This is a genomic window from Luteimonas vadosa (assembly GCF_039543545.1).
Lineage (GTDB): Bacteria > Pseudomonadota > Gammaproteobacteria > Xanthomonadales > Xanthomonadaceae > Luteimonas > Luteimonas vadosa.
Genome location: NZ_BAABJY010000001.1, coordinates 297,988 through 311,241, shown reverse-complemented (window position 1 = coordinate 311,241; position 13,254 = coordinate 297,988). Strand labels below are relative to the sequence as shown.

General features: G+C 69.1%; 13 protein-coding genes and 1 pseudogene. 8 read left to right on the top strand and 6 right to left on the bottom strand.

What is annotated here, in order from left to right; translation table 11 throughout:
* Positions 1 to 21: 21 nt before the first annotated feature.
* Together ABD970_RS01440 and ABD970_RS01435 are read right to left on the bottom strand one after the other, a co-directional pair.
* The gene (locus tag ABD970_RS01440; RefSeq protein WP_345293720.1) at positions 22 to 1,431 is read right to left on the bottom strand and encodes a serine hydrolase domain-containing protein; all 1,410 of its coding nucleotides are present in this window, start codon (positions 1,429 to 1,431) and stop codon (positions 22 to 24) included.
* A 293-nt stretch (positions 1,432 to 1,724) separates the two neighbouring features.
* On the bottom strand, positions 1,725 to 1,934 hold the full coding sequence (locus ABD970_RS01435; protein WP_345293719.1) for a cold-shock protein: 210 nt from the start codon (positions 1,932 to 1,934) through the stop codon (positions 1,725 to 1,727).
* A 715-nt stretch (positions 1,935 to 2,649) separates the two neighbouring features.
* Between ABD970_RS01435 and ABD970_RS01430 the strand changes: the two genes are divergently transcribed.
* From ABD970_RS01430 to ABD970_RS01420, 3 genes are all read left to right on the top strand, one after another.
* Positions 2,650 to 3,075: a nuclear transport factor 2 family protein gene (locus ABD970_RS01430; RefSeq protein WP_345293718.1), complete on the top strand. Its 426-nt coding sequence runs from the start codon at positions 2,650 to 2,652 to the stop codon at positions 3,073 to 3,075.
* A gap of 290 nt (positions 3,076 to 3,365) precedes the next feature.
* Positions 3,366 to 4,778, top strand: coding sequence for a M20/M25/M40 family metallo-hydrolase (locus ABD970_RS01425; protein WP_345293717.1), 1,413 nt, complete (start codon positions 3,366 to 3,368; stop codon positions 4,776 to 4,778).
* Positions 4,779 to 4,916: 138 nt separating this feature from the next.
* The gene (locus ABD970_RS01420; RefSeq protein WP_345293716.1) at positions 4,917 to 5,309 is read left to right on the top strand and encodes a VOC family protein; all 393 of its coding nucleotides are present in this window, start codon (positions 4,917 to 4,919) and stop codon (positions 5,307 to 5,309) included.
* 398 nt (positions 5,310 to 5,707) lie between these two features.
* Here the strand turns inward: ABD970_RS01420 and ABD970_RS01415 are convergent, their stop codons facing one another.
* The 3 genes from ABD970_RS01415 to ABD970_RS01405 form a co-directional block, all read right to left on the bottom strand.
* A complete protein-coding gene (locus ABD970_RS01415) occupies positions 5,708 to 6,301 on the bottom strand; it encodes a hypothetical protein (protein WP_345293715.1) in 594 nt (197 codons plus the stop codon).
* 173 nt (positions 6,302 to 6,474) lie between these two features.
* On the bottom strand, positions 6,475 to 8,529 hold the full coding sequence (locus ABD970_RS01410; RefSeq protein WP_345293714.1) for a winged helix-turn-helix domain-containing protein: 2,055 nt from the start codon (positions 8,527 to 8,529) through the stop codon (positions 6,475 to 6,477).
* A gap of 139 nt (positions 8,530 to 8,668) precedes the next feature.
* Positions 8,669 to 8,995: a thioredoxin family protein gene (locus ABD970_RS01405; protein ID WP_345293713.1), complete on the bottom strand. Its 327-nt coding sequence runs from the start codon at positions 8,993 to 8,995 to the stop codon at positions 8,669 to 8,671.
* A gap of 137 nt (positions 8,996 to 9,132) precedes the next feature.
* On the opposite strand from ABD970_RS01405, the gene ABD970_RS01400 reads away from it, so the two are divergent.
* Both ABD970_RS01400 and ABD970_RS01395 read left to right on the top strand, forming a co-directional pair.
* On the top strand, positions 9,133 to 9,618 hold the full coding sequence (locus ABD970_RS01400; protein ID WP_345293712.1) for a YciI family protein: 486 nt from the start codon (positions 9,133 to 9,135) through the stop codon (positions 9,616 to 9,618).
* Between the two features lie 270 nt (positions 9,619 to 9,888).
* Positions 9,889 to 11,208 carry a L,D-transpeptidase family protein gene (locus ABD970_RS01395; RefSeq protein WP_345293711.1) on the top strand — a complete coding sequence of 440 codons (1,320 nt, stop codon included), beginning with the start codon at positions 9,889 to 9,891 and terminating at the stop codon, positions 11,206 to 11,208.
* 102 nt (positions 11,209 to 11,310) lie between these two features.
* Here the strand turns inward: ABD970_RS01395 and ABD970_RS12430 are convergent.
* Positions 11,311 to 11,529 (bottom strand): annotated as a pseudogene (locus tag ABD970_RS12430) (EAL domain-containing protein); the annotation flags it as partial.
* Between the two features lie 162 nt (positions 11,530 to 11,691).
* On the opposite strand from ABD970_RS12430, the gene ABD970_RS01390 reads away from it, so the two are divergent.
* The 3 genes from ABD970_RS01390 (at position 11,692) to ABD970_RS01380 (ending at position 13,153) form a co-directional block, all read left to right on the top strand.
* On the top strand, positions 11,692 to 12,096 hold the full coding sequence (locus tag ABD970_RS01390) for a CREC-EF hand family protein (protein ID WP_345293710.1): 405 nt from the start codon (positions 11,692 to 11,694) through the stop codon (positions 12,094 to 12,096).
* A gap of 111 nt (positions 12,097 to 12,207) precedes the next feature.
* On the top strand, positions 12,208 to 12,603 hold the full coding sequence (locus ABD970_RS01385; RefSeq protein ID WP_345293709.1) for a host attachment family protein: 396 nt from the start codon (positions 12,208 to 12,210) through the stop codon (positions 12,601 to 12,603).
* 40 nt (positions 12,604 to 12,643) lie between these two features.
* The gene (locus ABD970_RS01380) at positions 12,644 to 13,153 is read left to right on the top strand and encodes a DUF1993 domain-containing protein (RefSeq protein ID WP_345293708.1); all 510 of its coding nucleotides are present in this window, start codon (positions 12,644 to 12,646) and stop codon (positions 13,151 to 13,153) included.
* The last annotated feature ends 101 nt before the right edge of the window (positions 13,154 to 13,254 follow it).

The window sequence follows — 13,254 nt, the reverse complement described above, 5'->3', positions numbered from 1 at the left end:
TCGAAGGTGGAGCCCGCCCCGTTATGGGCCGCCACGCGGCGGCGGCTCCACGAGCTGCTCCATCGCCCGCTGCAAGGCGCGCATCTGCTCGGTTCGGCCTTCGCCGTTCATCAGCAGCTCGATGCGGTTGCCCTTGCCGTCGAATGCGTGGAAGTGGTGGTAGCCGCGGTCTGACCCGTCGACGCCGACCCTTGGCCCGGCCTGCTCCGCGCGCCAGGGATCACGCAGGATGCGGCCGGCCGAGATGGCGTCGTGGAATCGCTGCATGTCTTCGAGGGTGGAATACATTCCGCCGCTGCCCATGACCAGCCAGGAGGTCGGCCCCCAGTTGGGCGGGATGTTGGGCAGGCCAACGCTACTCGGCCCGTAACCCACGGCGAAGTCGTCGAGCGAAAACTCCTTGCGGTCGCCGTAGAAGCCGGTGCGCCGCATGCCGGCGACATCGAGGATCTCGCGCTGGATGAAGTCGCGGTAGCGCTCGCCGGTCGCCAGTTCGATGATTGCCGCCAGCAGGCCGTAGGCGCCGTGAGAATGCGCCGATGCAGTGCCCGGCGCGAACAGCAGCGGCTGCGCCATGACCCGCGCGACGAAGGTGTCGCGGTCGATCCACGCGAGGTCGGCGTCCCAGTCGCTCTCCTGCGCGGGGAAATCGGGCAGGCCCGAGCGACCGCCCAGCAGGTGGCCGATGGTCATCGCGCTCCGGTCGGCGGGGACGCCGGGGATGAACTTGCCGATCCTGTCGTCCAGCGACAGCCTGCCACGCTGCACCAGCAGGTAGGTTGCGGTGACGGTGAAGTCGATCGGCGCCGAGCCGATGCCGTAGATGGTGTCGAGTTTGGTCGCACGACGGCGTTCGCGATCGGCCAGGCCATAGGCCTGCCTGAGCACCGGCCTGCCATCCCGCGTTGCCGACACCACGCCGGAGAAACCCCTGGCCTCGGCCTCGCGCAGCGCGCCGGGCAGCGACTCCCAGGTCAGGGCCGGTGCCGCGGGGACCACGGCCACGCCGGATTTCACCAGTTCCAGCGCGGTGAGCAGGCCGGCGTCGTCGATCGCCAGCCGATAGTCGGCGAAGCGCGTGTCGGAGATGACCAGGTGCAGGCCGTCTTCCTCCATCTCCACGGCGACGTCGCCGAGCGCTTCGCGCGCGGCCTCGCGCAAAGCGCGGAGATGGGCGGTGGCGCCTTCACCCAGTCGCGCGCGATAGGCCGGCGCGAGCCGCTGCTCGGCGAACGCGGACAGCGAAGCCTCGTCGGTCCCGCCCAGCATCGCCTCCACCGCCGAGATCGCATCGCGCAGCGCCGGCGGAGGCCCACCCTGCGCAGCGCTGGCCTTCACCGGCAGCATGAGCAGGAGCGCGAGCAGCAACAGCAGTCCCAGGCGCGGGAGCTGCGGGGGCAGGGCTTGCGGGGGCATGGGGCAAGGGCGCATGGGGACTCCGGTTCCAGCGGTGGGCGCTTCCACGCACCGAGGCAAGGGGACTCCAGTAAACGATGCGGGGGACGCTGGGATGGTCGCAGCCGCCGTCGCCGTTCGCCTGCAACCGGGCTCAAGGACGCGAAGAAAAAGGTGTCAGGGACAATTTAACGAATGAGGGGTCAGGTTCAATTTGCCCTTAAGGCAAGGGTTCTCGCCTCCTTTCTGACGCCGAAACGCAAAAGACCCCGGGCGTTGCCGCCCGGGGTCCTGGTGTCGCTGGCGCGGATCCCGCGCCGAGTCAGTCCTTACTCGGGCTGCACTTCGTCGGCCTGCAGGCCCTTCTGGCCCTGCGTGACCTTGAACGAAACCTTCTGGCCTTCCTGCAGCGACTTGAAGCCGTCGCCCTGGATGGAACGGAAGTGAACGAACAGGTCGTCGCCGCTCTCGGGGGTGATGAAGCCGAAGCCCTTGGCGTCGTTGAACCACTTGACGGTGCCGGTCTGACGTTCTGACATGGTGTTACTCCTTGGAACAGTTGATGGAACACGGCCCGCCTTGTGCGGCGCCGAGACTGTATCGAGCAAGGGGTAACGCGAAGCGATGGAGCGGATCGTCCGGATCAGCCGTGATAGGCCATGACACCTGTTGATCTACCGCATCGGAGCCACGATGTACCGTGATCCCGCTTTGAACAGTGCATGCAGCCTACCCTGATTTCGACGGCGGTACCTGAGGTTTGTGAAACAGGGTGGGTCGAATCGGGCCGAAATACCGGGATCCCGGGGCCGATTTCGCCCAGCCTTGCCGGGAAATGCGGCTCAAACCCCCGCCAGGCCTCGCTTTCGCGACAACCAGGCGAGCAGACGATGCACCCTGGCATCAAGGGCGAGGACGATGCGCCAGGCCCGGACGACCGGGCCATCTGCCGGTTGCTGACCCACGGGATTGCTGCCGCCGTGCCCGAGGCGGAGGACAAGGATGGGCACGGCCATGCGGTTCGACAAAGAAGGGCCAGGCACACCTAATTCCCGAAAAACTCGCGCCAGTGTCGCTTTTCCCATCCGGGCCAGGATTGATGTCTTACTCGTTACAGGGTCCTCTTCGTTCGCGGCTGTCCGCCCGCGGTTGCCTCTTGCGTTCAGGAATGAACGCGCGTGCACGTCGCGGACGGAGCAGCCGGTTGCCGCAGCCGCGCCCGCACGACACAAACTTGAACAGGGAGCGGCACGCATGAGCCAATCGAACCTCGACATCATCCAGGGCGTGTACGCGGCTTTTTCGCGTGGCGACATCCCTGCCGTGCTTGGCGCCATGTCGCCGGACATTCGCTGGAACGAGGCCGAGAACAACCTGCCGCTGGCCGATGGCAATCCCTACGTCGGACCGCAGGCGGTGCTGGAAGGCGTGTTCATGCGGCTGGGCGACAAGTTCGACGGCTTCAGCGTCGTGCCGGAGCGCTTCGTTGCCGACGGCGATTGCGTGGTGATGGCAGGCCGCTACTCCGCCACTGCGAAGGCCACGGGCCTGCCGCTGAATCCCCAGGTCGTGCATGTGTGGACGCTCGAGGACGGCAAGGTGGCCAGCTTCCAGCAGCACGCCGATACGCTGGGCATGGCCGTCGCCACCGGGCGGGTCGCGCTGCCGGCTTCGGGTTAAAGGAGAGGGAGTCACCAACAGCAGGCTCCAGGGTCGACTGTCCGATCCTGTAGCCCACAAGGATCCAGGGCAGGTAAAGCGCAACAGGAACGAGCGTGCACCTTTCCCTCCGTTAGCAGCTTGGGCGTGCCAAGAAGACAGCGTGTTGCTGGCGATGCCGACCTTCGCGTTGCGGCCTCGCTGGCAGACGCGGCAAGCCAGGCCGATGGAACCCTCGACGACGCCGTCGTTGCGGGAAAGAAGTTGCGCAAGGCAAAGGTGTCGGGTTCCATCCTTCCAGAGGGATCTCCATGAAGCATCGTTTCGTACTGGCAATGGGATTATTGGCCCTCAGCGGGGGTGTCCTGGCCGAGCCGGCTGCGCAGGTGCAGTCGGAAGCGCGGCAGATGCTGGGGGCGCTGGTCGGGTACCGGACCGTCGCGGGCCAGGGCAACGTGCCGGCCATGGCGCGTTACCTGGCCGGAGAGTTTCGCAAGGCGGGGTTTTCACCCGAAGACATCGAGCTCGTGCCGTCCGGTGAAACCGTGGGCCTGCTGGTCCGCTACCGCGGCGCGCCTGGTTCGAAGGAGGCGCCGATCGCCTTCCTGGCGCACATGGACGTGGTGGATGCAGATCCGAGCGAGTGGACCCACGATCCGTGGACACTCGAGGAAGTGGACGGTCGCCTCCATGGCCGTGGCGTGGTCGACAACAAGTACGGCCTGCTGACGCTCACGCAGGCGTTCCTGCGGCTCAGGCGCAGGGGCTTCGTGCCGGACCGGGACCTGGTGCTGGCCTTCTCGGGCGACGAGGAAACCGGCATGGCGAGCACGCGTCTGCTGGCTGACCGGCTGCGCGGCGCCGCGTTCGCGGTCAATTCCGACGCCGGCGGCGGCTACCGCCCCGCAGGCGACGGCACGCCCAGCTATTACATCCAGGCCGCCGAGAAAACCTACGCCACGTTCGAACTCACGGCGCGGAACAAGGGCGGCCATTCGTCCGCACCGCGCGCGGACAATGCCATCTACCAGTTGTCCGCGGCACTGCTCAGGATCGCGGCCCATCGCTTCCCGGTGCGCTGGAACGCGGTTTCACTGGCCGGCCTGGCGACGACGGCGGGCGACCTGGGCGATGACCCCGAGCTCGCCAAGGCCATCACCGATTTCGTGGCGAGCCCCGGACATCCAGCCAGCCTGCGACGGATGGAGCAGGAGGAATGGCTCAGCCGCGAACTGCGCACCACCTGCGTCGCGACGATGCTGCAGGCGGGAATCGTCGAAAACGCATTGCCCACTGCAGCCAGGGCAACGATCAACTGCCGCATCTTCCCGGGCGAAACCATCGATGACACCAGGGCCGCGCTCGCGCAGGCCGCCGGCGATCCGGCGCTGGAACTGACGGTGGTGGGCGATCCCGTGGAGGGCCCGATGTCGCCGGTGCCTGCAGCCCTTACCGTCGCGTTGGAGCGAACGCTGAAGATCCGCCTCCCCGGCGCGCGCGTGTCGCCCTACATGGAGGCCGGTGCCACGGATGGCGTGGCCTTCCGGCGCGCCGGCATTCCCACCGTGGGCGCCGGGCCATTGATCTCGACCGACGGTTCGGACTACAACTTCCACGGGATCGACGAATCCCTGCCCGTGTCCCAGTTCGAACAGGGGCTGGACCACTATTACCTCTTCATCCAGGCCTTGGCCGGGGCGACGCCCGAAGATGACGTGGAGTAGGAGCGGAGGCCGGGGCGAGTCACCAAAGCAAGAAAGCGTGGGTGACGTTCCCTCTTGAGCAATCGCTACCGCCTGGCAGGGGATAGAAAAACGATTTGCCAGGGTCACTTAGCGCGCAATCGCCAGAGGACAGACAGCATGTTCAACCACTTCATGGTCGGCACCAACGACATCGAGCGCTCGGCGCGGTTCTACGACGCGGTGCTCGGCGTGCTGGGTGCGGGCGCGCCGTTGCGCAACCCATCGGCCAGCGGCCACATGCGGCTGTTCTATCGCCACGACGGCGATACCTTCTGCGTCACCGAACCGATCGACGGCGCGCCGGCCACCTGCGCCAATGGCGCGACCATCGGTTTCAAGTGCGACTCCCCGGAACAGGTACGCGCCTTCCACGACACGGCGGTCGCCGCCGGCGGCACGTCGATCGAACAGCCGCCCGGCATGCGCGACAACGCGCTGGGCCCGCTCTACCTGGCCTACGTGCGCGATCCGGACGGCCACAAGCTGTGCGCGATCCACCGGCCCAAATGAAATGGCGGCATGCGCAGGCGATTTCCCTGCCATGAAGGCGTCGATGGCCTGCGGCTGAGGCGATCCGGGCCAGCCGGGATGTCGCACCGGCGCGCTTGGGGAGGTGCGGGCGTGAACTCGCGCCGACCCCACCGATGCGACCGGATCGTTGCGATCAATGTTCCCCGGCCCGTTCGTGCCCCGCACGCCGATGCAGCCGGGCCTGCATCGGCCCCGTCATCGGCCCGGGTTCGTACGCACGACCTTCACCGGGGGGGCAGTGACCCCCGGGGGCGGTACCGGGGACATCGTTCCGAATGCCACGCCGTGAAGCGCGGAACGATGCGCCATTTCCACGGCGATGCCCTCAGGCCCCACCCGCCACGCCCCGGTCCCGTCGATGCCCGGCGGCGCGTCGGTCAGGGCCTGACCTGGAGGTTGCCCTGGGTGACCGGACTGGTGCGGGCGTTGTCCGCGGGCCAGGGCATCGTTTCGCAATACTCCTCGGACGTGATGATCCCGGCATCGCCCTCGAAGCCGACGAAGGTGCTGCGGTCGGCGGCTGCCTGGCCTTGCCCGTTGTCCAGGACGCGGAACCAGATGTCACGCCCTGGCTGGTTGCGCTCCTGGGTGAAGGCGGGATGTTCGGAGCGGTTCTGGGTGATGACGGCGCCCACCCAGGCGCGCCGGTTCTGCGGGTCCACCGACACGCAGATCACCTCGCTGGAAAAGTCGATGGGCAGCCCGCCGAGCTCGACCTGGTGCCGCGAGTGGCCGCTGGCCGTGCCATCGGGATGCTGGTTGGCGCTGAACGCGAAGGTGACGTCCAGCGAGCCGCCGACGAGGAAATGCCCGCCGCCGGTGGCCGATGCCACGACGCCCCGGCTCTGGTCGTGCTGCTGCAGGTCGACGACGGGATTGCCCGCCGCGGCGGTCGAGGCCGCCAACGCCGCCGCGAGGATGGTCGCGGCCGTGCCGTACCCGAAAATGCGATGTTCGATCCTGGTGCGCATGTCGTTTCTCCTTGAGGGTTGAAGGGGCGCCCGCGGGGGCGCCGCCGGTGCTTCCCGTCGAACGGCCATCGGCGCTTGGGCCACCAGCCATCGGGAAGCACTTCGATTCAAGCGCCCCGCCGGGCGCGTGTCCTGAGGAAAACCGGAGTTATTGCGGAGAAAACACTGAGGCCTCAGGGAGGCGCATCGATCACGACCAGGTCGCTTTCCGCATCGTCGGTCTGGGAGAAATACACCGTCGCCCCGTCGAGGGTGGCCGTGGTGTGCGCATGGCGCGCATAGGCGACGAGCGGGAGGATCGCGCGCGTGCCGCCGGAATCCATGTCGTGGGCGAACAGGCGGCGGATGCCGTCTTGCGGCGTGGAGCCGATGAAGTACAGGTGCCCTCCCCCGCTGCTGATCGCCTCCGGCACGACGAGTTCATGTTCGGCGAGCAGGGTGTCCGGGGGTCCTTGCGAAGGCAGTCGCTGGATGCCTGGCCGCCCCGGCTGGAGGAAGTACACGGCCTGGTCGCGCACGAACAGCGGAACCGCACCGGCCTGGTCCAGGACGCGTTCGACGCGCCACTGGCCCGGGGAAACGCGGCGGATGCCTTGTTCGTCCGCATGCAGCACCCAGCGACCATCCGGCGACCAGGTCGGGTGGCGGAACTGCCCCTCGACCGGGATCCGCTGCCGGACGGTCCCGTCCATCGGATCGAGGAAGCCGGTCCAGCGCCCGTCGCGCAGCACGGCGTAGGCCAGGGTGCGTCCATCTGGCGACCATGCCGGCCGGCTGATGTCGGCGGCCTGCCATTGGGTCAGGCGACGTTGTGCATCACCGGTCGCGTCGGCGAGCCAGACCTCGTAATGGCCGGTCCGGTCGGACACGAACGCCAGTCGCCGACCATCGGGCGACACGCTCGGCCTGAAGTCGATCCGGGTGCTGGCGACGGCGCGCACGGGTGCATCGGCGTCCCCGTCCGCGCCGATCCGGGTCGACCAGATGTTCGTGCGGGGCCGGATGTTGTCGAAGACCAACCGCCGGTGCACGTGGTCGAAGGCAATGGCGAAAGCCTCGCCGCCGCGGAGGCGTTCCGCGGGCCGGCCCGGCACCACCCGCCACAAGGCAGGCTCGGCTGGTGCCGCGGTCGCGACGTACAGGCCCGTCCCGGCACCATCCCAGCTGGCGCCGGTAATCCGCCCGCCGAACGCGGTGATCGGCCTTGCCCGGCCGGAGGGCAGGTCGGCGAGCCAGAGCTCGTTGCGGTCGAGGACGCCCTGCACGTAGGCCAGCTGGCGACCATCGGGCGAGAACTTGGGCGCGAACTGGTACTCGCCGTCGGGCGGTGCGGCGACCGGCGCGGCGATCGCCCGGGTCTCCAGGTCGACCGTGCGCAAGGCGAGCGTCGCGCCACCCTGCGCAGGGACCTGCGAAAAGGCGATCCGCCGGCCATCGGGCGACCAGTCCAGGTAGGCCATCAACGGTGTCTGGCAGTCAGCGACGGGGCGCTCGCCTCCGTCCAGTGCCTTCACCACCACCTGGCAGCGTTCGCCGCGGTAGCGCAGGAACGCCACGCGCCGGCCGTCCGGGGAGAACACGGGCGCGTATTCGCGATCCGGGCCGCCGGCCAGGTCCGTGGCCTCGCCCGTCGCCAGGTCTCGCAAGCGGATGTCCCAGTTCTCGTCGCCGCGGTCGCGCGCGGCGTAGACGAGCTGCTTGCCGTCGGGGGAAAAATCCGGGGTGTCCTCGTCGCCGACTTCGGTGGTCAGTGGAATCGGCACCCCGAGGATGCCGCTGCCCACCACCACGGTCGCACGCGGTTCCGGATCCGGGCGGAGCAGGTAGGCCGAGGCGAGGGCCAGCACGACCAATGCCGCGGCCAGGGCCCCAAGTCGATTGCGGCGCGGGCTCGGCCCGGGCTCGGGTTCGCGGTCGCCTCGCTCGACGTCGAGCAGGAAGCGGTAACCCACCTTCGGCACGGTTTCGATGTACCGCGGCGCCCGGGAGTCGTCGCCCAGCAACTTGCGCAGGTCGGTGATGGTGCGCGAGAGCGTCTCGTCGGAGGCAGGCCGCTCCGGCCAGACGCGGTCCAGCAGGGCTTCGCGCGTCACCACGCTGCAGGCGGCGTGCAGCAGCTCGACCAGCACTTCGTAGGGCTTGGGCGGCAGGTGCACCGATCCCCGTGGCCCGACGATCCTCCTGGAGGCCGAGTCCAGGCGAATCCCGTTGAATCGGTATTCGGTCATGGCTCCTCGCGACGGTCCGGCCGCGCGCCGCGGCGAGGCCGCCTCCCCGAACTCTAACCGAGAAGCCATCGGCGCCGATGCGCCGCCCCGTCGCGCCCGCGGCTGCGCGGCCCGGATCGCCGCGTGGGCCGGAGGCGTGCTAGCGCACCGCCTCGGTCAGCGGCCACAACTCGCGCTCTTCGCGCGGGCGCACGGTACGGGCGATCTCGCGGCCGTCGCGCAACAGGACCAGCGTCGGCCAGAGCTTGACCTTGTAGGCGCGGCCCAAGGCGCGCCCGCGGCCGTCCTCCACGCGCAGGTGGTCGATGGCCGGATGCGCGTCGATCCACGCATCCACCGCCGCCCGCGCGGCGTTGCAATGGCCGCACCAGTCGGTACCGAAGTCGAGCAGGACGAGTCCCTGCATCGCTTCGACCGTGGCCAGGTCGGGGGCGGTTTCCTGGTACGTCACGTCGCGGCGGGTCATCGTGGCTCCCTCGGCTGGCGGACCCACGATGCTGGACCGTGCAGCGTCGCAGGCGTGTCGAGGCCCACGGCGATGGCCCCGTGCGATGCGACCCGCGCGGCGCTTATGCTGGGGTCGAACCCCGCAAGGAGACCACCATGACCAGGTTTGCCCTTCTCTTGCCGCTGCTGGCGTGGGTCGCCTGGACGGGCGATGCCCAGGCCCGGACGCCACAGGATGCGGCCGCGCAACCGCCGACGGCGTTCGATGCCGCCCTGGCCGAGCGGCTGGGCGCCGACGACTACGGCATGCGCAGCTACGTGCTCGTCATCCTCAAGACCGGCCCGACCCCGGTGGCGGAAGGACCGGCGCGCAAGGCGATGTTCGCCGGGCATTTCGCCAACATGAAGCGCCTGGCGGAGCAGGGCACGCTGGTGCTCGCCGGTCCGCTGGACGGCGTCGACGGCTGGCGCGGGCTGTTCGTGCTCGCGGTCGATGGCATCGAGGCCGCCAGGGCGGCCGTGGCCACCGACCCGGTGGTCGTCGCCGGCGAGATGGTGCCCGAGTTCCACACCTGGTACGGATCGGCGGGGGTGATGGCGATTCCCGACCTGCATGCCCGTATCGCGAAGAAGGAGATCTGAGCCCGCTCCGGCGAGGGGAGTCGCGGCGCAGTGGAGGCCGACGGCCATGGTTCCTCGCTACGGCTCCTTGTCCTGTTCCGGATCCAGGCGCGGCAGCGTCCGGGTTGCGGTGGGCCACCTGCTCGATGGGGTCGCGCCCCGGCATGCGCGGCGTCGAACCGCCGCTTTCCGCAATTCCGCGTGAACGCAGGGCGTCGAATGGGCGCCTCGTTCACGTCGCACGCCACGCGGCCTGTCCAAGATGCGGCCGATCGACACACGAGGCTTGCGATGAATACACGACCCCTCCTCCGGGCATCCGCACTGGCGACGCTGGCGATCGCGCTGGCGGCCTGCACGCAGTCCCCGACGCCCACGGCCAGCGACGACGCGGCAACGCCGGCGCCCGAATCGCAGCCCGCCAGCGTGACCGCGATCAGCGACAACCCGCTCCCGGAAGACACGGGCTACATCGACCAGGGTCCGCTGCAGGTCGGCCTCGTGCCCGGTGCATCGCCCTTCGACCCGTATGCGCCACCGCCGGAAACCCCGGCCGAAGACGCTGGCGGGACCGCTGCCGACGCGTTGCCGCCCGGGGCGACCAGCCCTCCGGTGCCGGCGGCAACCGACGTCGGGCCCGGGGGTGATTCCGCGACCGTGTCGACGGACCCCGCAGTGCCCGGAAATGGAAAGCCCGAAGCAATCGCCGACACCGGCAAGCCCGCGGCGGCGCAAACCGCGGTCGAGGCCGCGCCGGCGGACGCCGATCTCCCGAAGGACAGCCCGCTGCGCGCGCAGGTCCTGCTGGATCGTGCGTACTTCTCGCCCGGCGAGATCGATGGAGCCGTCGGCAGCAACATGCGCCGCGCGGTGAAGGCCTACCAGGCGGCGAAGGGCCTGCCGGCGAGCGGCAAGCTCGATGACGCGACCTGGGAAGCGCTCGGCGTCGACACGGCGCCGGTGCTCGTCAGCCACGCGCTCACCCCCGAAGACGTGGCCGGACCGTTCGCCCCGACGCCGGAATCGCCGGAGGACATGGCGAAACAGGAGTCGCTGCCGTACGCGTCGGTCCAAGAGAAGGTCGCGGAAAAATTCCACGCCAGCCCTGCGCTGCTCGCCAAGCTCAATCCCGGCATTGAGTTCACCGCCGGCACCGTGATCACCGTGCCGAACGTGATGGCGGCGGACCGCATGCCGATGGCCGCCCGCGTCGTGGTCGACAAGTCCGAAGGCGCCCTCCAGCTGCAGGACGCGGATGGCAAGGTCTTGGCGCAATACCCGGTGACCACGGGGAGCGCCCAGTTCCCGCTGCCGATCGGGGAGTGGACGGTGACCGTCGTGGCGCGCAACCCGGTCTGGCATTTCGACCCGGCGTTGATCGCCGGCACCGACAAGGATGCGAAGAAGGCCAGGATCCCGCCCGGCCCGAACAATCCCGTGGGGACGACGTGGGTCGGGATCTCCAAGCCGCATTACGGGATCCACGGCACGCCCGATCCCGCGAGCATCGGCAAGAGCGCGTCCAACGGCTGCATCCGGATGACCAACTGGAGCGCGGCGGCGCTTGCGCGGGTGGTCAGCAAGGGCATGACCGTCAGCCTCGTCGAATAAGGCGTCGCGGGCGAGCGCCGGGCCGCGTGCGTGCCCTGCACGCGCGCCCAGGCCGTCCCGGCCTCGACCGGCATGGGGCATCGGCACCGCCTTGCCGGACAGCCAGCCCGGCCCGTGCCCGACGCCGTTGCGCCGCAGGTAATCGGCCTGCGCTTCGGTTTCGATGCCCTTGCCGGGGAGCGCCATCCACAGAGAGTGCGCGACTTGGATGATGTGCATGGCGACCTCGCTGGTCGCCGCGTCCTTGCCGACGGTCTCGACGAACACCTTGTCGATCTTCGGGCAGTCGGGCTCGAGCTGGGTCAGGTGCGAGAGGCTCATCGACGACACGAAACTCGGTTTGCCGTGGGCATGCACGCCGGCGTCACCCTGCTTTTACGGTGCACTTGAAACCCTCGGCACTCCTCCGGTCCGCGCACGGACCGACCCGTACCGTCCCTTTCCCCGCGGGCCCGCGCCCGCGCCGTCGCCTGGAGAACCCTGATGAATGCCAAGACTCCCCTGCTTTTCGCGCTGCTGGTCCCCGGAATTCTGGCGCTGGCCGCCTGCGACCGCGCCGACGCACCGGCCGACGACGCCGCCACCGCGCCCGTCGCCACGCCGCCCGTCGAGGCGCTGCCGGACGACACCCAGGACACGGCCGGCCTTCCGCCGGGCGTCGTGCCGCCCGAAGAGGCGACCGGTGACGTGGAGATCGCCGACTCGGGAATGACCTTCGCGCAGTTGGACGCCAATGGCGACGGCGGCGTGACCATGGATGAGCTGGCGCCCACGGAGATGCTGCACGCGCACTTCAGCGTCGCCGATGCCGATGGCAACGGATCGCTGTCGCAGGCGGAGATCACCAAGCACCGCGCCGACATGGCCGCGGACGAACCGCGCGGCTGAGGCCACGACGGCTGGCGTCGAAAGGGCGGCGTTGCCAGAGGCGCGCCGCCCGGCGCCGGCCAGCCGGTGCCCGCTATCCAACAAACTCGTATCGAAGGCAAGGAGAAGCGCATGGACAAGATTCCCGAAGGAGCATGGGTCGTCGTCGCCGACGGCGAAGGTGCCCGCCTGTTCCAGAACACCGGCAAGGGCGGTCGCGTGTCCCTGCAACAGCAGGAGCTGCTGGCGCCATCCGACCTGGAGCACGAAGGCCCGTCCGGCGTGGCGCCACCCGAGCAGACCGGGCAGCAGACGGACGAGGCCACGTTCGCCAAGCAACTGGCGAACCAGCTCAACGCCGCCGCCCTGGACAATGCCTACGACCACCTGGTCCTGGTGGCCGACCCGCAGACTCTCGGGCAGATGCGGCCCCTGCTGCACAAGGAAACCCTCCGGCGGCAGGTGGGCGAACTGGCGAAGACCTGGACGAACACGCCGCTGGAGGACATCGAGCGGTCGCTGTCATGAACCTAGGGATCGGCCCCCGCGCCAAAGCGAGGACATCGCCATGACGATTTCGATGTACCAGGCGTCCGTGCCCGTGTTCCTGCGCGCGCTGTCCAACCTGGGCAGCGTGTTGCGCAAGGGCGAGGCGCACGCGACGGCCATGGGCTACGAGCCCGGGATGCTGCTGCAGGCGCGGCTGGCGCCGGACATGTTCCCGCTGGTGCGGCAGGTGCAGATCGCCACCGACCTGGCCAAGAACGGCGCCGCGCGGCTGGCGGGCGTGGACCCGATGCCGTTCGACGACGACGAGACCACGTTCGACCAACTCTATTCGCGGATCGACCGGGCCACCGACTACCTGCAGTCGTTCACCGCCGCCCAGATCGACGGCAGCGAGGGACGGCAGGTCAAGCTCAAGCTGCGCAGCGGCGAGCTGGAATTCGACGGCCAGGCCTACCTGCTGCACTTCTCGTTGCCAAACCTGTTCTTCCATTGCACCACCACCTACGCCTTGCTCCGGCAGGCCGGCGTCATGCTCGGGAAGCAGGATTTCATGGGCGCTCCGCGCTAGCGGACAGGACGGGCCCGGGCCGGCGACGCCAGGGCGTGCCGACATCCGTTTTCGGGCCTGCGTGGCCCCCGCAAGCACCCGCTTGGCAGGTTTCGCGGCGA